Consider the following 23404-nt stretch of genomic DNA (forward strand, 5'->3'; position numbering starts at 1 on the left):
CTGGAAGATCCTTAGACCAGGTTTCGCTCGGCGATGGTTTTGGTTTATCGGGCTGATGGCGAGTGGATTTGCCCTGATGGTGGCCTGTAGCCAGGTTTTGCCAGGGTCGTTAAACGTCAATCAATCCCCAGACTCTAACAACATCGTGGCCACCAACTGGGTTGACCCCGCCCAAGCCTGGGACTTTGTGCCCGAGCCCGATACCTTTAGCGACGATGCCCTGTTAGATCTGCGCTACCTAAACGAAACGGTGGCGGGGGAGACGGGCTTTATTCGGCGATCGGCAGACGGGCAAGATTTTGTCACCGGCCAGGGCGAGCTCATTCGCTTTTGGCCGGTTAACACCACCATTTGGCGAGAGAGCCCCGCCGCCATAGCAGAGAACGCCAGGTTTTTAGCTAAGCGGGGGGTCAATCTAGTGCGCTGGCATGGGCAAATTCCGTCTCAGGAGGAGCAGTCCTCGCTGAGTGCCATTGATGAAACGGCCCGCGATCAGCTGTGGCAGATGGTCGCAGCGATGAAAGCTGAGGGTATTTACACCGTCATCTCGCCCTATTTTGCGGCGACCCTGGATCTGCAACCCCAATGGCCAGTGCCCCGCGATAGCGACAGCATGATGGGGCTGTTGTTTTTTGACCCCACCTTGCAGGCGGCCTACAAAGACTGGTGGCGGGCTTTGCTAGAGCCCGTTAACCCCTACACGGGCCTGGCCCTGAAGGACGATCCGGCGATCGCCCTACTACAGCTGCAAAATGAAGACTCGCTACTATTCTGGACCTTTGACAATCTCAAAGGAGAGGATCTCCAGCTCTTAACTGAGCAGTACAACGGTTGGCTCAACACCAAGTATGGCTCTGAGGAAGCGATCACTAAGGCCTGGGGAAGCGCCTCTCTGGACGGCGATCATGTGGCCCAGAGTCAGTTTGTCTTGTCTCCCCTCTGGGAGCTGGTGCAGCCCGACAATAACCCTAGCAAAGCCCAGCGGTTAGCCGACCAGACCGAGTTTTTAACCCTGACCATGACGCGCTTTAACGCCGATATGGCCACCTTTTTGCGAGATGAAATCGGTGCCCAGGCGCTGATCAATGCCAACAACTGGAAAACCGCAGATACCCCACGCCTCAACGATGCCGAGCGATATTCTTACACCCCTACCGAGGTGATGGCCGTCAACCGCTACTACGGCGGCCTTCATACCGGAGAGCACAGCGGCTGGGCGATCGCCGATGGCGATCGCTTCACCGACGCTTCCGTACTGCTTCACCCCGACCAACTGCCGACCAACCTCAAGCAGGTCACCGGGCACCCTATGTTGATTACCGAAAGCTCCTGGACCCCGCCTCTGAGCTACCAGTCAGAAGGCCCCTTTCTGGTCAGCCTGTATCAATCGCTCACCGGAGTAGATGGCTTCTTCTGGTTTAGTTTAGGCAAACCTCAGTGGCGACAGCCCGAATCAGCCAATGGCTATCTACCGTCGGTCGGCAAATGGATTGCCGATACGCCAGAGCTGTTGGGCAACTTTCCGGCGGCGGCTCTGATGTACCGCCAGGGCTACATCCAAACGGGTCAGCCCGTTGTGCAGGAGCACCGCAGCCTAGACAGCCTCTGGCAACGTCAAACGCCGTTGATTGCCGAGGCGGCCACCTTTGACCCCAATCGCGATGCCGGGTCAGCGGCGGCTGAGACCACTGCCGACTCTGAGGTACACCCGCTGGCCTTTTTAGTGGGGCCGGTGGAGGTCAGCTACGACAGTGACCCAGCCCAGAGTCAGACCACAGACCTGACGCCTTATCTAGACGAAACTGCTCAGACCGTTACGTCGATTACCCAAGAGATCACCTGGGACTACGGACGAGGGCTGTGCTGGCTCAACACTCCTAAGGCCCAGGGGGTAACCGGATTTTTGCAGGCCGCAGGCTCTTTAGAGTTAGCCGACCTAACCGTCACCGCCGATAACCATTACGCCACGGTGGTAGCTGTAACCCTGGATGATCAACCCCTAGATCGGGCGGGTCAGATTTTAGTGCAGGTGGGCACAACGGCCAGACCTACCGGCTGGGGCCAAACCCCTGTACAGTGGCAAGACGACGACGGCGTGAGCCATAGCGGCTATGAAGTCACAAACTTTGGCGAAGCTCCTTGGCAGGTGGCCAATGCCAATGTCACCCTAACCCTGCGCAATCAGACCCTTGTAAAAGCCTATGTCCTCGACATGAACGGCATGAGTCAAGGAGAGGTAGCGCTAGATCGTCAGCCAGAGGGAGTTACCCTGGTGATGCCAAAGGATGCCAAGTACGTTGTGCTAACAGCTGCGGATGCTTAAAAAAAGCCTAGCGACGAAACCTTGAAGCAGTGCTGGTCAGACAGCCAACCTTTGATTTTTGGGCCGTACGCGACTAATTGATGACAGCCCCTAGTAGCTCGAAAAGATCTTTCCCTTCTCGGTCTTGCCTAGCAGCGAGATTTTCTCTCTGTCGCTAACGCTGGTTAGCTGATTTTTTACGCGCAAACAAAGCCAAATGGTGTAGCGGGTTTTTGACGCCGTGATACAAACGGTGTTGCCTTGCTCGATCTGCTCGTAGGCGGTAGCGTAGGCCCTCAGGCGATCGGATACTCTAAAATCCTGAAAGTGGGTATAGAGATCATTATTAAAGTGCATGCCGTCTTGAAGGCTCTCATTCCAATAGCGAAAGCGATTCGTCAAGTTTTCTTGTACAACCAAAGGGTGAATCACGGTTAAAAAAATGGGGGTATTGGGGCATTACTGTCTGCAAAAATCAGTAGATTGAGACGAGAATCCAATCGTTTAACATATTGCTTAAAATTATTATAGCGCAGATACATAATGTAACATTTCTGTGGGCATCAGCCACAGGACAGCGCTGGCAAGGCCTTCATGCTTCTGGGCAGAGCCACTGGGTCGCTTGCTCTGCTGTGAGAGGCCGGGCAAACCAATGACCCTGGCCAAACTCACATCCCAGACGTTTGAGGAGATCAAGTTCGGCGGCAGTTTCGATGCCCTCGGCGACCACATCCATGTCTAGGCTGTGGGCCAGGGTGAGAATCATCTGTACGGTATCTAGTGAGGTAGGGCTGTTTGGAGAAGTTTGGGTCAGGCGCTGCACAAAGGATCGATCAATTTTGAGCGTATCAATGGGGAACTCATGCAGCCGACTGAGGGACGAGTAGCCCGTGCCAAAGTCGTCGATGCAGAGCCTCACCCCCAGGGCCTTGAGCCGCTTTAGCGACTGGGCTTCGGAGGTGAAGGCATCGAGGATACAGCTTTCGGTAATCTCTAGTTTTAGGCATTGCCTGGGAATTTGGGTGGCCTGCAGCATGGCCTCTAGTCGCTCAATGAGCTCGGGCTGCTTGAGCTGTATGGCCGACAGGTTCACATTCATGGTCAGCGGTCCAGGCCGGGGGGCCATCCTTAACCAGCGCACGAGCTGCTGGCAGGCTGCCTCTACAACCCACCAGCCAATGGGGCCAATCAGGCCCGTTTCTTCGGCCATGGGGATAAACTCTAGGGGAGAAACGAGCCCGCGGGTGGGGTGCTGCCAGCGAATCAGGGCTTCAAAGCCCCTGGCCTGGCCGGTAGTGAGAGAAACGATCGGCTGGTAGTAGAGGCAAAATTCTTGAGCGTCGATGGCTCGCCGCAGGTCACTCTCGAGCTGGAGCCGCAGAGCCACCTGGGTTTGCATGGCGGGGTCAAACACCACGTACTGGTTGCGCCCCCTGGCTTTGGCCTGGTACAGGGCGATGTCGGCATCGCGCAGCACCTGGGTGGCGGTTTGATAGTTTAGGCTGCCGTAGGTAATGCCGGTGCTGGCGGTGGAAAAGACTTCGTAATCGCTCACCTGAAAGGCGAGGGAAAACTGGTCTTGAATGCGCTGGGCGACCTCCAGAGCCTGGGCTGGATGCTCTAGATCATCGAGCAAAATGGCAAACTCGTCGCCGCCAAACCGGGCTACCCCATCCCCAGCGCGCACACAGCTCTGAAGCCGCTGACTGGCCAGTTTTAAGAACTCATCGCCGACCAGGTGGCCCAGACTGTCGTTGATGTTTTTAAACCGATCGAGATCCATAAACAGCACGGCATAGAGCTGATCGGCGCTGCTGAGAATGGCCTGGTTGAGCCAGTTCATAAAGCAGGCGCGGTTGGGCAAATGGGTGAGGCCGTCGTAGAGGGCGTCGTGCTGGAGCTGCTCGGTGGCCTGGAGCAGCTGCGACTGGGTGGTTTGCAGGTTGCTCAGAGACTCTTGCAAATTTTGGTGGCTGAGCTGGAGGTGCTGATAGAGGTTGGCATTCTCAAAAGAAATCGCCGCCTGGGCGCAGAGCATGGTGAGCACCTGGATGCGATCGCCGGTAAAGGCCCCGGTGGTCAGGCTGTTTTCTAGGTAGAGCACACCCATGGCCTGGCTTTTGTGCACCAACGGCAGCGCCAGCACCGACTTGGGCGCGCGCTGTACCAGGTAGGGGTCGGCGGCAAAGCGCGGCTCGACCCGCATGTCGTCGATCACCAGGGGGGCGGCAGTGCGATCGACAAAGTGAATCAGGCTGATGGGCAGGCTGCGACTGGCTTGCAGGGGCACTGGCTCCGCCTCGCCCGTTTCGCCGCCCCTATCGCCACAAATTTCGCCATTCAGGCACTGGGCGACCACGGTGAGCTGATCAGCCTGTCGCAAGATCAGGGCTCCCTGTTCGGCCCCGGCATTTTCGAGCACCAGCTGCATGAGGGTCACGATCAGCTGGTCGGGCCGCAGCTCCTGGGAGAGCGCCTGGGAGGCCTGAATGACAGCAGCCAAGTCTAGGGCAGCGGTGTCGCTGGTGTGGCTGCTGACATCTTCGCTGGGGCTGAGCACCCCCGGCAGCGGCAGGGCCGAGAAACTCGCCCGCAATTTTGCCGGGTAGAGGGCTTCGAGCTGTTGGGCCTTGGCCTTGGCCCCCCACTGGGCATAGCCGTAGTAGGCGGCTTGCAGGTAGGGCAGCGCCAGCTTGTCTCGCCCCCAGGCCAGGTAAAACCGAGCCGCCAGCTCATTGGCCAGGGCTTCGTCTTGAATAAAGCCGTGGGCTTTGGCCGTGGCGATCGCCCCATCGTAGGCCACGATCGCCTCCAGGTAGCGCCCTTCGACTCGGGCGATCTCGGCCACCACCAGCTCCTGACGGTGGCGATGATTCTCAGGGGCAAAGCTGGCCCACTGAGTCAGCTTATCTTGCTGTTGCTGAATGCGCTGGCGGCGAGTGGATTGTTCAGGGGTGGATTGTTCAAGAGTAGAGGGGTGAGGGGTGGAAGGGGTGGAGAGGGCGAGCTGAATCAGGGCATCGTAGAAGGCGTAGAGGGCGATGGGGAACTGGGCCCGGCCCCCATCCAGGTAGGTGGCCACCTGCTCGGAGGATTGGGCCGCCTGCTCAACCTGGCCAAACAGGTAGTAGAGCACCGTCTGGTTGAAGTGGTAGTGAAACAGGGAGGTGCGATCGCCGTGCTCCAGGTGAAACTGCACCGACGCCTCGGCCTCATACACCGACCCGCTCAAGCGCCAGGGGGTTTCTCCTTCTCCTAGCAGGTTGAGCACCGTCTGCTGCACAATTTCGAGACACTTGAGCGACACCTGCTTGAGCTGGCGCAGGGTTTGGCCATAGGCGGCCATCTCCGCCGCCAAATCTTCTAGGGGTTGCCCGGCGAAATAGGCGTAGTGGCCGTAGGACTGGGCGTTGAGCACCACACATTCGAGATCGCCTGTGGCCAGCCCGCTCTGGTAGGCCTGCACAAAGGCGGGCAGGGTTTGGCGAATTGGGTCGCGCCAGTGGCGGATGAAGGTGTTGACCAGATACCCGGCCCGGCTCTCGCCCGCAGTGGCAGAGAGCTGCTCTAGCAGCCCCAGGGCCAGCTGGCCAAACCCATAGCCCGCCTCAATCTCGCCCATACCGCACAGGGCCATACCGTAGCCCCCATAGGCAAAAATCGAAATCGGACTGTTGCCGTAGCAAATCGAAAACTCGACCTGCTTGGCCATCAGCATCGGCATCAGGGCGGGCAGCGCTCGGTAGGTGGGGGCACTGAGTTTGGTCATAATCTGCATGGCCGCCAGCCGCTGGGCATCCACCATTTGGGGCAGGGCCAGCAGGCTGAGGGGGTCTTGCCCGGCCCAGAGCTGGTGGGTGGTGGCCAGGGCCTGCTGCACCTGGGCGGGAGTGGGCTGGGTGGGCAGCTCAACCCCCAGGGTATGCAGCACCGCCAGCCCGGTGTGTACCGCCGCCAGATAATTGCCCTGGGCGCGATCGGCCAGCAGCCGCACCTCGTAGATGGGCACCTGCTCTAGCAGGGTGTGGGCGTGGCGGAGGGTAGTGTCGGCCCACTGCGCCATCGCGTCAAAGTCGGTGCTCAGGTAGGTGGCCTCGGTAATCTCTTGGTGCAGGGCCAGGGCTAGGTCGTACTGGTGCTGCCAGGGGTCTGCCCCCAGCAGGGCGATGCCCTGCCGCAGGTAGTCTACCGCCGCCGGATAGGCCGTCGCCGCCTTGGCTTTGCGCCCCGCCTGCAAATTGAGCTGGGCCAGATGATCTCGCTCGGGGGCCGCTGCCAGCAGCGCCTGCCCCTCATTTAGGTGGTTGACGATAGCAAAGAGCTGCTCGTCTCGCTGGGCGGGCAACAGTTTGTGCCACAGTAGCTGACCGATGGTGAGGTGGGTCTGCTGGCGCTGGGCCTCAGGAATCAGCGAATAGGCCGCCTGCTGAATGCGATCGTGCAAAAATCGGTAGCTCAGCTCTGGAATCTCTAAGGCATCTAGGGACGGCAGGGCTTGATCCAGGCCATCCTCAGGCGACCCAAAAAAGCTGTACCGCTCGCTTTGGGGCAGCACCAGACCCTGCTCTAGGGCGCTCCACAGGGCGATCGCCACCTCGGTCTCGGGCTGCTCTGCCACCAGCGCCAGCGTCTTCAGCTGAAACCTATTGCCGATACAGGCCGCCAGCTTCAGCAAGGCCTGGGTGGGGGGCGACAGCTTTTGCAGCTGCTGGGCCATAAAGGCCACCACATCCTCGGTCAGGGCCGCGCTGCGAGCCTGGGCCAGATCGCACTGCCAGCCTCCCTGGGCCGGGTCAAAGGCAATGACGCCCTCCTGATATAGGACCTGCAAAAACTGAGTGGCAAAAAACGGATTGCCCCCGGTCTTTTGGTAGACCAGCTCGGCCAAGGGCGCAGCCAGCGACACCGAGCAACCCAGGGTATCGGCCACCAGCTGGTTGAGGCTGTGGGCCGACAGCGGCTCTAGAATGATCGTGCTAATCGCAGTTCCACTCTGGCGAATGGTGTCTAGGGTCAGCATGAGCGGGTGGGCCGGGCTCACCTCGTTGTTGCGGTAGGCCCCAATCAGCAGCAGATGAGGGCAATGCAGGTCGGCCATCAGCAGCGTCATCAGCTGTAGCGAAGCCCGATCGGCCCACTGCAAATCGTCTAAAAACACCACCAGGGGGTGCTGAGGTGCAGCAAACACCTGAATAAAGTTCTGAAAGACCAGGTTAAAGCGATGCTGCGCCGCCTGGCCAGCCAGCTCGACCACGGGCGGCTGAGGGCCAATAATCTGCTCTAGCTCAGGAATCACGTCTATCAGCAGCTGACCATTGCTGCCCACCGCCAGCAGAATATCGCTGCGCCACCGGTTTAATTGCGCTTCGGTCTCGCCCAGCAGCTGCCCCATCAGCTCCCCCAGGGCCATCAAAAAGCCCGAAAAGGGAAGGTTGCGCTTGAACTGGTCAAACTTGCCCCTAATGAAGTAGCCCTGCTGGCGCACAATCGGCCTCTGCACTTCATTGACCACGGCGGTTTTGCCCACCCCCGAGGCCCCCGCCACCAGCACGAGTTCGCCGCCCGTGGCCCCAACACCGCCGACCCGCTCAAAGGCGGCCAGCACCGCCGCCACCTCTGGCTCTCGCCCATAGAGCTTTTCGGGAATTAGAAAGCGATCGCTGACATCGCGCTGCCCCAGGAGAAAGGCGACAATCTTTCCCGTCTGCTCCAGCTGCGTTCGGCAGCGCTCCAGGTCATGGCTCAGCCCAACGGCACTCTGGTAGCGGTCTTCTGGGTTTTTGGCCATGAGCTTGGTGACAATGGCGGCTAACCCCTCGGGCACGTTCGGGTTCAGACTGGCGATCGGCGGCGGGGCCTTGGCAATGTGGCAATACACCAAACCCATGGCGGTGTTAGACGTAAAGGGTACCTGCCCGGTCAGCAGTTCATAGAGGGTGACGCCGAGGGAGTAATAGTCGGTGCGGTAGTCGACACCGCGATTGATGCGCCCGGTTTGCTCGGGCGAAATGTAGGCCAGGGTGCCCTCTAGCAGGCCGTACTCCGGCCCTGGAAGCGCTTCTCGCGGCAGGCGCGAGGCCAAACTAAAGTCGGTTAGCTTGATCTGTCGGGTTGTGGGATGAATCAACAGATTGCTGGGCTTGATATCTTTGTGAATGATGCCCTGGTCGTTCAGCTGCTTCAGAATGGCGGCAAGCTGCTGGGCCAGATCGAGAAACTCCAGCAGCCCCAGCCCAACGGCCCGGTGCTGTACCATCCAGTCTTTGAGGGAAATGCCGCCAAAGTCTTCGGTCACCAGCGCGTAGCTCTGGCGGTAGGGCAGCAGATCGTAGGGCTGCACCAGGGTGGATAGGTTCAACCCCCGGGCGATCGCAAACTGACGGCGAAACTGCATCAGTTCATCCAGCGTTGGGCAGTCGCTGCGCAACACTTTGACCACCACAGCCTGGCCATCAGCCAGCCGCTGCCCTCGGTAGACCAAGCTCTTAACCCCGGTATACAGCTGATCTAAGAGAGAATATCCAGGCAGCTCAATCATCCATAGCGTTCTTGAACGTTGTCTTCATTCTTCCCTAGTCTTGCCGACCTTGATTCAGAGTATCTCAGCTGGAGTTGTGTGCTGCTCATATCAATCGTCCATGCCGCTGGCGCGGCACCCCCAACCATAACAATCTATTTTTAGAGCCGATCCGGCTGGGCTACCCCCAACTTAGCGGCTGACCCCTAGGTGGCGGTGTCGCAGCAGCTCTCGTACTGCGACACCGCAGAGGCTTCTAGCTCCCACCATCCGGCGATGTAGCCCACGCTCTGTCTTGCTAATGTCGAATCAACTTCCACGATTTCAAAATCTGTCGTATGTATGCCTTTCGGTAAGACCGAACTATATCTTTAGATGCTCTCACCAACTTAAGTATTTCAGTAAATTGTTAGGCATGAGGAAGAAGGCGCTAATCGCCTACAAATAATCTGGAGATTAAGACATGAACATTTTGGCGTGGATCGTATTGGGGCTGGTGGCGGGTGCAATTGCTAAAGCAATTTATCCTGGCCATCAGAGCGGTGGCATTTTAGGCACTCTCATTTTAGGCGTTATTGGCGCGTTCGTTGGGGGAAGCCTCTACACCCTGCTCACCACAGGAACCTTAGCTTTAACGGCAACTGGGCTTAGCATTGGCGGTGTATTTATCGCTGTCTTGGGTGCCATTGTGGCCCTGTTCATTTACTATGCAGCAACCCGACGCACTGTTTGATTAGTAATATCTGCTGTAAATTTAGCGGGCAAAATCAAGTGTGATGATATCTAGAGTGTATTGTGGCGATCGCCCGATAGACTGCAAGATAGAGCCACGTAAATAGCATAGAGACGCAGTTCTCTTTGCCAATGGCCTAGGGCAACTCTTGAAACGGTTGCCCTAAGCTGTTTTCTGAGCCAGATTTAGTCAAATATTTAGACCAATTTCTCTGGCTTTTCTGAATTTATTTTATGGAGCTTTCAGTGGATAAACTGCTAGAGAAATCTAAGACTTTAAAGCAATCACTCAGAGCTTTTGTGTTAGATGCCGACGGTGATTTGGCAACGGCTTTAGAGCGCTATAGTGCCGATCATCTAAGTCACTGGTCAACAACTAATCTACAAGGAATCAATCGATCAGAGCTAGCGATCGACATGTTTTTGACCGAAGGAAAGGTTGCCAGCCAATCGGTTATAGATATTTTCTTAAATCATCAATCTAATTTATCTCAGGATGACCAGACCCTCGTTCAACGTTGGTGCCATACCTTTAATGGTCTGTTTACGATAGTTGAGATGTCAGACCACCGCTATGGGTTAATGAACTGGCTCACAGAAAAGCGCTATTGGGTAGAAGCCAACGGGCTGCAGTCCAAAGAAGAGCTATCTCGCCTCAGCCTTGGGGAGATTGTGGTTACCCGTCTGTCGCCCCATAGCAAAAATACCTGGACGTTTTCAGGCCCTTTAATGTTGCTGGGCAAGTTGGGCAAGCCCAAGCTGGCTGTTGCCATTGGAAACTTTAAAAATTGGTTTCCCAATTATCTCTATGGTGATGCCCCTGAGCTGTTGGCAGAAGCATGGCAATCGGTAGAGCGTTATCACTACGATTTTGTAGATTTTTTTGGCAGCGATCGCCTGACGCTCTCAGGATATGAACTAAATAAAAAGCTTAAAGAATACCAAGATCTAACCACCCAACGGCGCTTAGAAGAAGCTGGCATCGATGGGTCTAAGTCTCTTAAGGCATTGGTCGATGAGGCTGGTATGTCCGAAGCAGAGGTCGCCGATTCAGTAAAAGCCTTTGGCGAAGACGGGCGTGCCGTCAGCCATCTGCTTCAGCAAGATCAGGCCATCAAAATGGTGATGCCACCGATTAATCTGCCCGATGAGCTTCGTCGAGCAGAGGCGGTGACTGTCTTTGTGCATCCTCGCTGGGGGCAGACATTCTTAAAAGACTACGTGCGCCTGACCCAGCTATGTGAATCGACCGATGTAGACGCGATAGCAAAGCTAGATCAAAAGGTTCAAACCTACCTCAAAGACGATCGCGTTAATGCCTACGTATGGCACTGTCTGGCTGAAGAGAATGCAGAACCAATTTTGGCCTCCCTAGGACGTTGCCTTAACCGTAGCGATTTAACCATGCCAGAGTTAGATAACGCGTTAGCCAAAGTTGGAAAGCCATTAGAACCACAGCTTCCTGAGATAGCAAGCGCACCGATGCATCTGCAAACTCTATTCCAAGAAGCGCTGCAAGAGGTAAACCAAAGTTCTTCTAAGAAAAAATCGAAGGGCAAACAGAAACAAAAGACAGGCTTTGCGCGTTAACTATCCGAAGCGCACCACAAACGGTAGTACAAATACTGTGTGGGCCCGGTTCAGCACCGCCCCTGCGATGAGTAAAGAGCGTTCTACTTACCGGCTATTGGCCAATCTAGGCGCTAGCATAGAAGTAGTCTAGGCAGAGGTACCCATGGCACAACAGCTTAAGCGGTGGGAGTCGCCTCGGCGACCGGGCCGCAACCACAAGGGCCGCGGCGGCAGTGCCCGCCAGCGCCAGCTACACAAGCGACACCAAACTATGCGACAACGCCTCACGGGGCGATCGCCGCAGGAAAATAGCAACCCCCCAAGAGAGCCATCAGCTCTCTTTTTTTTGGCTTCAGGCTAGGGCAATGGCCGACCGGACAAGCCATCCGCCGCAAGCTCTGGAACTATCTTATATAGAGACGCTCAGAATTCAGGAGCTTCCCGTTAACCGATCAAAAGCTCCTCTTCTGGATACTGAATAGCCGAGGGTTTGGGGTCACCCAGCAGCGCTCCCATAAACAGCAGCACCCCCACCCGGCCCAGGTACATAGTGACAATAATCACATACTTACCAACATCAGACAGATCGGCGGTAATACCAGCAGAAAGCCCCACGGTGGCGAAGGCTGAAACCGCTTCAAAAAGAATAGTAATGAAACTCAGGGTGGGGTTAGTGATCGCAATCAGGGCTGTGGCACAAACGACGGCCAACCCAGAACCGACGACGACTGCGATCGCCTTTAGCACCCGACTGGTCGGAATCTGCCGCCGAAACATGAGCACCTGCTCTTTGCCCTGAAGCGCCATCCGAGTACAGGCCAGCAAAATGCTAATGGTAGTAGTTTTAATGCCGCCCCCGGTACTACCAGGGCTAGCCCCAACAAACATGAGCGCAATCATAATAAACAGCGAGGCGTTGCCCATAGCACCGATATCAATGCTGTTAAACCCGGCGGTGCGGGCGATAACAGATTGGAACCAGGCTATCAGCAGCTTATGCTGCGGATTTACTGGCCCTAAAGTACTGGGGTTTCGGTACTCAATGAGAAAGAATGCCAGAGTACCTAGGATCAGCAGCACGGCAGTGGTACTAGTGACAATTTTAAAGTTGAGGGAAAACTGGTTGCGGCAACGATTGCCATTCAGGCGATTGCGCATCCAGGCCAGCAACTCCATAATCACCTGATAGCCAATACCGCCCAAGATGACTAACGCGGTGATTACCGCGTTAATCCAGGGGTTGACGGCGTAGCTAATAATGTTGTCTTCAAACAGGCTAAAGCCCGCATTGTTAAAGGCGCTGACGCTATGAAACATGGAGAGCCACAGCCCGTAGCTAGAGCCATACTCTTGACTAAAGACGGGATATAGGCAAAACAGGCCCGTCAGCTCAATCACCAACGTCATGGCAATAATGGAGAGCACCAAAGACTTGCCCCCCGCCAAAACCGAGTTATCCATCGACTGTTGAATGGCCAGCCGTTCTCGCAGCCCCAGCCGTCGCCCCAGCAGCAGCAGCAGAAAGGTGTTGAGGGTCATGTAGCCCAGCCCCCCCACCTGAATCAGCGCAAGAATAATAGCCTCGCCAAAATTGGAGAAGTAGGTGCCTGTGTCAACCACAATCAGCCCCGTTACACAGACAGCGGAGGTGGATGTAAACAGGGAAACGAGAGGATCGCCCCAGCCCCGGGCAGTGGTCGAGATGGGCAGCATCAACAGCAGTGCGCCAACGCTAATTAACACTAAAAAACCGAGGCATATAGTGCGCGGAACCGTCATCTGCATGAGCAGGGCATCCAGGGAGTAGGGTTAGTGTAGGGCTCACGGGGCAACCCTATACTTTCATGAGTTGACGCCCTCAACCAATATGCCGCAAGATTTAACCGGTTGAGCCCTGCGGAGGGCGTTGTTCTTTCGGTCTAAGCTGCTATGGCCAATGCGCTGTACAAGAAAATTCAGACTTTCTACGATGAGTCATCGGCCCTGTGGGAGCAAACCTGGGGTGAGCATATGCACCACGGCTACTACGGAGCCGATGGTCGCCAGCGCAAAAATCGCCGCCAGGCCCAGATCGACCTAATCGATGAATGCCTAGCCTGGGCAGGGGTGAGCGAGGCTCAAGACATTCTCGACTGCGGCTGTGGCATTGGCGGCAGCGCCCTAGAGCTGGCCACTCGCTACCAGGCCAGGGTGGTGGGCATTACCCTCAGCCCCGTACAGGCCCAGCGGGCGACAGAGCGAGCCCAGGTTGCCCATCTAAGGGGCACTGAGCTTCCCAACGCCAGCTTTCAGGTGGCCGATGCCCTGGCTACCCCCTTTGCCGACCAGAGCTTTGACCTGGTGTGGTCGATGGAGAGCGGCGAACATATGCCCGACAAGGTGGCGTTTTTGCAGGAGTGCTACCGGGTGCTCAAGCCCGGCGGCAAACTGCTGATGGCCACTTGGTGCCACCGCCCCACCGACTCTCTGGCGGGGCCGCTGACATGGCTAGAGCAGCAGCAGCTTGACTGGATCTACCAGGTCTATGGCCTGCCCTACGTGGTGGCCCTGCCCGACTACGAGGCGATCGCCCGCGACTGCGGCTTTAGCCACCAAATCTCGGCTGACTGGTCTTTGGCCGTAGCTCCCTTTTGGGATGAAGTGATTGCCTCGGCCCTCAGCTCTGAATCACTGGTGGGCTTGGTCAAGGCGGGGCCAGGCACCCTACAAGGAGCCCTAGCCCTAGGGCCAATGCGCCAGGGTTTGCACAGCGGCCTGATTCGCTACGGGTTGCTGTGCGCGGTGCGCTAGCCTGATGCAAAAAAGCGGGAGTCTCCCAGGAGGCTCCCGCTTTTTTGTGGCTTTAGTTCAGACCTGATCCCAAATCCGAGTCACATAACCCCGACTCCCAAAAGGCCAAACCGTAGGGACAAACGGTTGTTTGCCCTGCGGCATCGGGGGTGGCCAAGGAGGATTTGGTATGAGGATCTACTGGGGCCGAGCGGCGGGGCAGTCGATCGCCCGTACGGCCGCCGCTGCGGTAAAGTCGCGCAGGGCGTTGGTGTTGGGGGCGAAGTTGGTGCCCGTCTCGTTGAGAGGGCTGGCGATCGCACACACCGCCGCCATTTGGTTGATCGCCTGCTCGCCCCAGTGGCCGCTGATGTCGGTAAACCGCACCGGGTTAGCGATGTTGGGAACCAACAGCCCAGAGGCGGGGTCGCGGCCAGGCACCGGGGTGGTGCTGGTGGTGTCGGCAGCATCGGCGTCAGCCCGCACCTGGGCCACCTTGTAGAACATAGCCATCAGCTCAGCCCGAGAGACATTGTCGGTGGGGCGGAAGTTACCGGTGCCAAAGTCGCCGGTGACAATGCCCAGGGTCTTAGCCTGCTGAATCTTGAGGGCGCTCCAGCGGTTTTGGGCCACATCGGAGAAGGGAGCCCCAAACACCGACTGGGGAACGTTGGCCAGCACCGAGGTGGGCAAAATTTTGTTGGCCGCCTCCATCACCACCGAGACCGCCTGCTCACGGGTGAGGGGAGCAGTGGGCCTAAAGGTGTTGTCTTCGGGGAAGCCAGAGATTACCCCCAGCTGGGCGGCGCGGGTGATGTCGGCGGCGTAGCGGTTGCCCTGAATATCTCTAAAGGCTAAGGTAGGAGGCGTCACCGGCGGCTGGGTGGTGCCGGGGCCGGTGGCAATGCCCTCACCCGCTTGCAGCTGGGCCAGGGTGGCGTCGTTGGTGAAATAGACCAGGTGAGAGCTGACAATCTGCCCGTTAAAGGTGCGCTTGGTCAGCGACCAGCCGGGGTTGAGATGGAGCTGGGTAAAGCCGGTGGGGCTAATGCCGCCAGCGCGACCAATGGTGATGCGATCGCGCGAGATCGTGCTGGGGGCAAACTGCAGCAGCAGATCGCCATCGCGCTGGTTGACCTCAAAGCGAGCGCCAGAGACATCTTGCCCCGCTAGACGAATGGCGTAGCCATTGCTGTCTCGCTGCAGGCGGCACACGCCCGTAAAGTCAAAGGTATTCCAGAGGCCATTGACCTGGGTAGGCCGAGCGCCAGGGTTGTTGACAGTCCAGCAGGGGGGGCTGGGCTGAAGTTGCTCCACAATATAGAGCCGGTGGGGCTGGGCCGTGGTACCGGGCACCGCCACCACCAAAAAACTGCTCTCATTGATGGCAACGTTGCCAAACTGCTGGGCCATCAGCGTACCCGTCTGCCCTACCACAGGCCGCAGCGGGGTAGAGGTGGAAGCAATCGCCTGGCTGACGCCGCCAAAAACTCCCAGAGTCGCTGCGGTCAGCGCCGCAGCCTTAAGCTTTGATCTAAAGTTCATCGTCATCCGTCCTCGGAATAGCTGTATGTGATGCGGTGATGTTTTCAACGTGACCTGGGAAAGCCGGAGAACCTCTACCGCCTAGAGAGCATTCACCGACCATCGATAACCAGGATGACGGCCCAACATGGGGTTTTGAGCCTGACCGACCTCGGCACGGTTCTTCAAAACAGCCGACACCGAAGCACAAAATGAAACAACCACTGGCCCTGACCGGTATGGACAAACCCTCAACCTTGAACGATAGCTCCAACGTTTATGAGCCAACCAGCACAGAATTGCCGCCATCATTGTAGGGGCAACCCCGCTATCCAATCCGGATTTTTGCAGGAATTACTTAGGATTCGTTGCAAAACCTCAAAATCCTCGCCCCAAAAAGCCCAGTCCCCAGGTCGGCTAACGTCTGCTGTACCGACTTCCGATCGGGGTTGGGAGTTTTTCCAGGCAAAACTCGTCTTCTAGGCTGAGATGAGGTTCACATGATCTCGGCTAGACCTGAAACTCATCTAGGGACGACGACGACAGCCCGGTGGGGACAATGGCACGGCTGACGGTGGCCTTATAGCTTTCCTGCTGGGTCACCATGTCGACGGCAATGGCTTCAAACCAGGCTTCAAGGCAGCCCAGGGGGGCCGTCAGCTGTAGGTTTCCCTCCATCTGTCCATGGCCGTTGGGGAGCAGGTTCATCACCTGGCGAGGTTCGTCGGCAAGGGTACGGGTTTGGGGGTCAGTAATCCACACCTTGAGGTAGAGGCGATTGGGGTGAAAGGGCACTCGCAGCGTCACCAACACCGGCTCTCCAGCGGTGAGATCGCCCTCGGGCAAGACCAGCTGCGGCACCGGGGGGGTGAGCATCTCTACCTCAGGCTCTAGGGTTGACACGGGCGCAGGGGCGACCTGGGGGTCGCTCAGGGTGGGGTCTTCATCGTCATAGATCACCACTTCGCCCGCAAAGGGAATGAAGGCCGGAGGCTCTGTCACTCCCGCGACGCGATCGGCGGCAGTGAGATCAGACCCAGCTGGTGCAGCCAGGGTCGCGGCTTGGGTATCTAGGGCCTCTTTCTGGAGGGTGACCGCTAGCTCGTTTAACCGGTTCCAGAAGCGGTCTTGCAGATTTAGCTGCTTAAAGCCCATGGCTTCATGGGAGATCAGCTGGGGGGGCTGGCTAGCAGCGGTAGCTGGGCGGGCAGTTGTCGGCGATCGCCCACTCAAAATAGCGACAGGATCGTCGATCCGGTCAGTGGCAGCCAGGGGGGGCAGGCTGAGCCCTCGGGGTGGGGTGGTTGGCCCAGGCTTAGCGTCTGGAGCCGCCCCAGAAGCGGCCTCTAAATCGGGGAGGACGGTCGGCTTGGGCTGACCCACCGGGGGAAGGGTGGGCTGGTGGGCGGTGACCTCGTGGGGGGAGGGGTAATAGATCTTTGGCGGCAGGGCCGGGCTGCTGCGGGGCAGAGTGAGAATGGGTAGCTCTCTGGCAGGGGTGCTACCCCCGGCGAGATCGAGGGGCTTGGGGTTAGCGGCGGCAGATGTTTCCGCGTCTTCGGCAGGGAAGTTGACTCCCATGTCGGCGTTGGTTTCAGCCTGGTTGGCGATCGCATTAAACAGAGCGGCCACATCGACGGTGACCGTAAACCCCTGCAACGCCACCACCTCGCCGCCGACCAGCAGGCCCACTTCTCCCAGCAGCAGCCGCGTCGACAGACCAGCGGGCACCACGACCGACAGCGTCACGTTTACCGGCAGGGTCGCAGTAGCCAGGGGAGTTGCGGTGAGGGCCACAGTCGCTGCCGTCTGGGGATCAGCCAGGCGCATTACCAGGGCCAGGTCTGCCCCTGGCGGCGAGGCCAGATCTGCGTCTATGGTGGCCAGCAGCCCCAGCGTCTCACCCTCACTGCCCAGCAGTGCCGTTTGGTGCAGGGTCAGTCGGTAGGGGGCGACGGTCTCTATCAGCCCAGCGGTGAGACAGCGCTGAAACTCATCTAGGGCGGCGGCAATCCCCGGAGGGATCGCGGCGCGCATTGCCGGGGCATTGAGGGCAGCATGGGGACTGGTCAGATCCTGGTCGGGGGGCGGTAGGGCACGGGCACCCCCCACCAGAATGCCGCCACTGCCGTCGTCGGCAAACCAGTCGCCCTCATCGTTAGAGTCTTGGGCCACCACCCGCAGCTGCACCCCGTAGCGCCAGGCCGCCGCTGTCTCCCCAGAAGCTAAGCCGTCAGGCGCTAACTTTGCAGCATCTACACTGGTGCAGAGCAAATCCCAGATGCCTTCGCCTAGGCGGGTAAAGGGCATCACCACCATGAGGCCGCTGTCGTTGGTTGAGGTTTGGCGGCGCAGGGTGCGACGCTTGGCCTGAGAGCCATGGCGCAGCTGACTGATCTGCACGTTGGCCGGGGTATTGGCCAAACTGGTGTGGGCCATGATGCGGTAGCGGCCCTCTAAGATTTCAACCTGGGCCGTGTCGAGGGGCAGCCAGCTCTGGTCGCCCTCCCTCTGCAGCAAAAATTCCCAATACCCCATAGGTCAAACCCTAGTTCAAATCCTGTCGGCAGTCCAGCCACCCACGATGCCTCAGGATACTCCCTCGGAACCATCCTGCACTGTTCGATCGGCCAGCCTTTAGCCCCTCAATCTTACAATGCCTACATTTTGGTGGAGTCCCCCGTCTATCTATCTATAGACGCCGCCTTCACAGCCCTTGCCTAAGCTGTAGAAGTAACTCATCTGGAGATGAAACACCATGTCTATTGAAGATAGAGCCAAAGCCACCGCCAAAGATGTTGAAGGCAAGGTGCAAGAAGGTGCGGGTAAGCTCACCGGCAACCGCGAAGCTCAAGCCAAAGGCAAGGCCAAGCAAGTTGAAGCCGACGCTCGCCACGCCGTAGAAGACGGCAAAGATACCGTCAAAAAGGCCATTGACTAAACTGTTTAGCCCCCCAAACGGGGGGTACTAAGCTTATTTTGGCTCCGAATTCTATGGATGAATCGGAGCCTTTTTAATGTCAAATCGATCAAATGTGACGATCAGACTGGCTTCCCAGGCATTATTTTTGATCCCCCAGCGTCTCTTTGAGCACTGTCTCGCTGGCTCGAAAGCCCGCCAGCACCGCCTGGCCATCTTTGACAAACAGCGGGCGCTTGATCAGCATGGCATCTTGGCTAAAGGCGTCGACCCAGGCGGCGTCATCCCAGGTTTGCTTTTCGTTGCCCAAGGCCCGGTAGGATAGCCCTGAGGTATTGCGCATGGGCTTGCTGCCCAGGCTGTCGACCCAGGCGGCGATCGCATCGCGGCTGGGGGGCTGTTCTTTAGTGTTGACAAATTCGTAGGCGATCGCCTGACTGTCGAGCCATTGCAGCGCTTTTTTGCAGGTGCTGCAGGTGGGAATGCCGTAGACCGTTAGCGCCATAGCCAGTAATGTACGAGATAGGACAATGCAGCAAGTATCGCGTAAAACACCTCAGACTTAGAACTTATCTGGTTCACGAACCTGGTTCACGAAGAAGTAAAACATCAGAAACGCCCTGAGGTAGCTCAGGGCGTTTCTTGAGGATATTTTCAGCTTAAGAATGTTTTAAACTGAGGGTAGACCATACCCTAACTGCCATAGCAAGCCAGAGAGCGTCTAGGGCTTAGTCAGAACTGAGCTGGCCACGGGTCTCGTCAAAGACCTTTCGACAAGCTCAGGATGACGGTCAACAACCAAAGCCCTAATTCTCAGCTTTGACGCGGCCCTAGTTGTCGTAGACGCGGCACTCGTCAGCTTCAGGATTGCTGTCGCAGTAGGCCTCCAGGGAGGTTTTGTCGGTGCCTTTTTCGCGCTGGTGAGAGGCCTCAGCCTGGAGCTCTTCTACGGCATCCCAGGCAGCGGCACACTCCTGGGAGCTGCCACCAGCAACGTCGCAGGCGGCTCTGGCGTCTTCAATCTCTTTGGCAATGCGCTCTTTGATATTCTCGCTCATGTCTGTCCTTAAAATATCTGGGTAAACAACTCCGTGGGGACTGCGGCCTCAGGGCTGACACGGGGTCAATCCCAGCATATTGCAGGAATCTCCCTGGTTCAGGCTTAGTATACTGCACCGGTAAATAGGTCTCAGCCATGGAAACCGCACCTGAGCCAGAAGGATTTCAGCCTTGACAGCCGGAGATGCCGTTGCCACCGACCCGATAGCTTTGGTCAGACAACGGCGATCGAACAACAGTCGACTGGCACAGTATAAGTACTCACGCCCTAACATCTTACACATCTCAGTTTTAATGGTGGTGCCTGCTGAACAATCGCTCCACTCACCCACATCCGTTAACATCGCAGGCCGCAAGCGGCATTGCACCCTCCACAGACGCAGTAAAATCGAGTAGTTCACTGCCCTCATGGCTCGACACACCATCCGCAGCACCCGCGTCACTGTTTTTCCTGAAATTAATCCTGAAATTAATATTGTCGAACTCACGTCAATACAAGATGTAACCGCCAGTAGTAAATGGAGTGCGTAGAGCTGCTGATAAGGGAACGATCATAGAAATAGGAGCTTGCGTTGCGGGCTGCCCTGCTAAGTTCTTGCTGTCTCCCCCGGTGGCTTAAGCTATGACGCATTCCATTAACCCTGCCACCCCACGGGCTCTTAATCCTCAGACTGAATCGCTCTTACCCTGGGGCTTGGTGGCGGTGACGGTACCACAAACCGCCACTCTGCTAGAAGTGATCGCTCACCTGGGTGACGAAACTGTCGAGAGCCACAGCTGTGTGCTGGTGGTCGATGGCTCCACCCTGGTGGGCCTAGTGACCGATCGCGACGCTCTGCGGTTGATCGCCAACGGGGTTGATCTGGCTACGCCGATTCTTCAGCACATGACCACCAACCTCACGGTGCTGCCGGCCGCAGCCGCAGTTAAACCGCTGGATGCCTTAGATCTGATGCGACAGCGGCAGATTCACCACTTGCCCCTGGTAGATGATGATCATCGCCCCGTGCGGCTGATTACCGTAACGTCGCTGCAAGACGTGCTGCTGCCCCCCCACGTACTCAAGTTGCAGCGGGTCCAGTCACGCATGGGCTCTCCGCTGGTAATGGCTCGGCCTGCAGATACGGCTCTGACGGTAGCCACTGCGCTGGCAGAATACCAGGTGATCTGTGTCACGGTAGTCGACCCCACTGGAGCGTTGCTGGGGCTGGTGCTGCGGCAGGATGTCTTGCGGTTTCAGGCGCGGCAGCTGGATCTAGCTCAGCTGCCAGTGCAGGCGATCATGCGCGACCCGCAGTTTAGTCTGCAACCCAGCGACTCGCTGTGGCTTGCCTACCAAGAGATGAATCAGCGCCACCTGCCCTGCCTAGCGGTGGTCAACCCGGCCGGGCAGCCCGTCGGGGTCGTTACCCAAGCCGACCTACTTTACAACTTTGATCTGCACGAACTCCACAGCTCCCTGAGCCACCTGTGGCAGGCGTTTAGACAGTCTGACAGTGAACAGGTGGAGCTGTGGAAGAATCACAGTTCTGAGCTGGAGCGCCTGGTACAAGGTCGCACTTCTCAGCTGGAAGAACAGGCCCAGTGCGATCGCCTGTTGACCAGTCTCACCCAGCGGATTCACGAATCGCTGGATGTGCAGAATATTCTCTCTACGACGGTATCGGAGGTGCGGCAGCTGCTCCAGGCCGATCGGGCGCTGATCTACCGATTTGAGACTGCCGCTAGGGGCACTGTGGCGGTAGAGGCGGTGGTGGCCCCTTGGGGGTCGCTACTAGGCCGCACCATTGAAGATGAGTCGTTTGCTCAACACTGGGCCGAGGCCTACCGCTACGGGCGCATTCAGGCGGTGGACGATGTCGATCAGGCCGGTCTCAGTGCCTGCCACGTCGATATGCTCAAAGACCTAGATATTCGGGCCAACTTGGTGGTGCCCATTGTGTGTGACCACCAGCTCTGGGGACTGCTGGTCATCAACCAATGCGGTGGCCCCCGCCGCTGGCGCGATTGGGAAATTCGCCTGGTGGAGCAGCTGGCTCGGTCGGTGGCGATCGCCATTCGGCAGTCGGGGCTCTATCAGCAGCTCCAGGCCGATCTTGAGGCTCGCAAGCAGTACGAAATTCATCTGCAACAGCTCAATGATGAGCTAGAGCAGCGGGTTGAGGCCCGCACGGCCTCGCTGCGTCAGGTGGCCGAAAAGCTCCATCAGGAGGTTGATCAGCGCCGCCGCACCGAGAAAGTTTTGGCCCAAACCAACCAGCAGCTCCAGGCGGTGCTCGACGCGGTACCGGCCATGGTGTCGTGGGTGAGTGCCGAGGGCCGGTACCTGGGCTGCAACCACCATCTGGCCGCCTCCTTTGGCCTCACCCCCAGCGACTTTATCGGTCAGCCGGTGGGCTTTTTGGGTCAGGAGGTGTCGCCTTTTTGCGAGTTTGCCCAGCACTTTTTAGAGGGCAGTGCCGACATTGTCAGCACAGAAAAGGTTTTTGCCATGAACGGCCAACTCAGCCAGTGGCTGCTGGTGGCACAAAAGTATGACCAGGGTAGAGCGGTGGTGTTTGTGGGGCTTGATATCAGCGATCGCGAGCGGGCCAAAGCCGCCCTCGAGACCAGCGAACTTAAATTTCGCAGCCTGGTCGAGCAAACTAACGATTGGGTCTGGGAGATCGACAGCGAGTTTGGCTTTACCTACATCAACCCTCGCGCCACAGAAATTCTTGGCCGCCCACCAGCAGCCATTCTCAACCACCGTTTTACCGACTTTATGCCTAGGGATGAAGCAGTGCGGTTTAGCACTATTTTGGCGCTGCTGGTGGGGCAGCGCCAGCCCTTTACCCAGGTAGAGGCCACCTGCCTGCGGCCCAACGGGGAGGCGGTCACCCTCGAAATTAGCGGTTCGCCGATCGTTACCCCTGAGGGTGTCTGCCAGGGCTATCGAGGCATTACCCGCGACATTACCGAGCGCAAGCAGATCGAAATCGATATTCGCAAAGCCCTGACCCGTGAGAAAGAGCTGAGCGACCTCAAGACCCGCTTTATTTCCATGGCCTCCCATGAGTTTCGCACGCCGCTGACCACCATTCTGGCCTCCGCCGAGACTCTAGAGCGCTACAGCCACAAGTTTACCCCCGAGAAGCAGCAGGCGGTGCTGAAGCGCATTCAGACCTCAGTGCACCACGTGATTGGCCTGCTCAACGACGTGCTCACCGTAGGCAAAGCCGAGGCCCACAAACTCGACTGCATCGTTGCCCCCCTCGATTTATATCAGCTGTGCCGCGATCTGGTGGAAGAGGTGCAGCTGGCCCAGGTCGACAAGGCTAGCCCCATTGAGCTGAGCTATCAGGGCGCCAGCACCCCGGTGCTGGCGGATGAAAAGCTGCTGCGCCATATTTTCCTCAACCTGCTCTCTAACGCGGTGAAATATTCTCCCGAACACAGCCCCGTTACGTTTAAGGTGAGCCGTCAGGGGAACGAGACGGTGTTTCAGGTTGGCGATCGCGGCATTGGCATTCCTCCCGCTGATCAGGCGCAGCTGTTCAGTGCCTTTCACCGGGCCGAAAACGTCGGCAATATCTCCGGTACGGGCCTGGGGCTGGTGATTGCCAAGCGCGCTGCCGAAGCCCACCAGGGCCAGATCTCCTTTACCAGCGAAGTTGGGGTGGGCACTACCTTTACCGTTGGGTTGCCCCTAGCCCAGGCTGGGGAGAGCGATCGCCGCCCTCAGTAGATCCCAAACACGATCTTTTGCCGTGATTCAGCCCTCATCCCTCACCCCCCTCTCCCAATCCTGAGCTACTCAGTACACACAAATGAGCCCTGAGCTAGTGGGTCATTTGGTTTGAATATAGCCATTAATTGTTAGGCGACTAACGCCTGAGTCACGGCTCCAGAACCCCCTAAACGATGGGCGTGCCGTTTCGCTCGTGCTCGTTGCCGTCGAGCGGCTCGTTTACCGCCCCATTCAAACGGCGTTGGGTGTTGATTCCAAACCTCAGCCACGACCTCAAAT

Annotated in this window: 14 protein-coding genes; 7 read left to right on the forward strand and 7 right to left on the reverse strand. The window is 57.7% G+C overall.

Going from position 1 to position 23404, the window contains the following annotated elements:
* Positions 1-55 precede the first annotated feature (55 nt).
* Positions 56-2323, forward strand: coding sequence for a glycoside hydrolase 5 family protein (locus tag AC0QKW_RS13045; protein ID WP_473151504.1), 2268 nt, complete (start codon positions 56-58; stop codon positions 2321-2323).
* Positions 2324-2413: 90 nt separating this feature from the next.
* Here the strand turns inward: AC0QKW_RS13045 and AC0QKW_RS13050 are convergent, their stop codons facing one another.
* The gene (locus AC0QKW_RS13050; protein ID WP_473151505.1) at positions 2414-2734 is read right to left on the reverse strand and encodes a hypothetical protein; all 321 of its coding nucleotides are present in this window, start codon (positions 2732-2734) and stop codon (positions 2414-2416) included.
* A 160-nt stretch (positions 2735-2894) separates the two neighbouring features.
* Positions 2895-8840, reverse strand: coding sequence for an EAL domain-containing protein (locus AC0QKW_RS13055; protein ID WP_473151506.1), 5946 nt, complete (start codon positions 8838-8840; stop codon positions 2895-2897).
* A gap of 442 nt (positions 8841-9282) precedes the next feature.
* On the opposite strand from AC0QKW_RS13055, the gene AC0QKW_RS13060 reads away from it, so the two are divergent.
* From AC0QKW_RS13060 to AC0QKW_RS13070, 3 genes are all read left to right on the forward strand, one after another.
* Complete coding sequence (locus AC0QKW_RS13060) at positions 9283-9552, forward strand: GlsB/YeaQ/YmgE family stress response membrane protein (protein WP_473151507.1); 270 nt, start codon at positions 9283-9285, stop codon at positions 9550-9552.
* A 245-nt stretch (positions 9553-9797) separates the two neighbouring features.
* On the forward strand, positions 9798-11141 hold the full coding sequence (locus AC0QKW_RS13065) for a hypothetical protein (RefSeq protein ID WP_473151508.1): 1344 nt from the start codon (positions 9798-9800) through the stop codon (positions 11139-11141).
* Between the two features lie 145 nt (positions 11142-11286).
* On the forward strand, positions 11287-11484 hold the full coding sequence (locus AC0QKW_RS13070; RefSeq protein ID WP_473151509.1) for a hypothetical protein: 198 nt from the start codon (positions 11287-11289) through the stop codon (positions 11482-11484).
* A gap of 83 nt (positions 11485-11567) precedes the next feature.
* Here the strand turns inward: AC0QKW_RS13070 and AC0QKW_RS13075 are convergent, their stop codons facing one another.
* Positions 11568-12902, reverse strand: coding sequence for a TrkH family potassium uptake protein (locus AC0QKW_RS13075; RefSeq protein WP_473151523.1), 1335 nt, complete (start codon positions 12900-12902; stop codon positions 11568-11570).
* A gap of 150 nt (positions 12903-13052) precedes the next feature.
* Here AC0QKW_RS13075 and AC0QKW_RS13080 point away from each other — a divergent pair, with 150 nt between their 5' ends.
* A complete protein-coding gene (locus tag AC0QKW_RS13080) occupies positions 13053-13913 on the forward strand; it encodes a methyltransferase domain-containing protein (protein WP_473151510.1) in 861 nt (286 codons plus the stop codon).
* Between the two features lie 177 nt (positions 13914-14090).
* Here AC0QKW_RS13080 and AC0QKW_RS13085 read toward each other — a convergent pair whose 3' ends face one another.
* Together AC0QKW_RS13085 and AC0QKW_RS13090 are read right to left on the reverse strand one after the other, a co-directional pair.
* Positions 14091-15437, reverse strand: coding sequence for a DUF3747 domain-containing protein (locus AC0QKW_RS13085; RefSeq protein WP_473151511.1), 1347 nt, complete (start codon positions 15435-15437; stop codon positions 14091-14093).
* Positions 15438-15926: 489 nt separating this feature from the next.
* On the reverse strand, positions 15927-17954 hold the full coding sequence (locus tag AC0QKW_RS13090) for a hypothetical protein (RefSeq protein ID WP_473151512.1): 2028 nt from the start codon (positions 17952-17954) through the stop codon (positions 15927-15929).
* 220 nt (positions 17955-18174) lie between these two features.
* Between AC0QKW_RS13090 and AC0QKW_RS13095 the strand changes: the two genes are divergently transcribed.
* Positions 18175-18357, forward strand: a complete 183-nt coding sequence (locus tag AC0QKW_RS13095) for a CsbD family protein (RefSeq protein WP_473151513.1) — start codon at positions 18175-18177, stop codon at positions 18355-18357.
* 121 nt (positions 18358-18478) lie between these two features.
* Here the strand turns inward: AC0QKW_RS13095 and AC0QKW_RS13100 are convergent, their stop codons facing one another.
* Together AC0QKW_RS13100 and AC0QKW_RS13105 are read right to left on the reverse strand one after the other, a co-directional pair.
* Positions 18479-18841, reverse strand: coding sequence for a Spx/MgsR family RNA polymerase-binding regulatory protein (locus tag AC0QKW_RS13100; RefSeq protein WP_473151514.1), 363 nt, complete (start codon positions 18839-18841; stop codon positions 18479-18481).
* A gap of 325 nt (positions 18842-19166) precedes the next feature.
* Positions 19167-19394: a CP12 domain-containing protein gene (locus tag AC0QKW_RS13105; RefSeq protein ID WP_473151515.1), complete on the reverse strand. Its 228-nt coding sequence runs from the start codon at positions 19392-19394 to the stop codon at positions 19167-19169.
* Between the two features lie 623 nt (positions 19395-20017).
* Between AC0QKW_RS13105 and AC0QKW_RS13110 the strand changes: the two genes are divergently transcribed.
* Positions 20018-23122, forward strand: a complete 3105-nt coding sequence (locus AC0QKW_RS13110; RefSeq protein ID WP_473151516.1) for a CBS domain-containing protein — start codon at positions 20018-20020, stop codon at positions 23120-23122.
* Positions 23123-23404: the final 282 nt, after the last annotated feature.

It is taken from the genome of Pseudanabaena sp. PCC 9330, assembly GCF_055795045.1.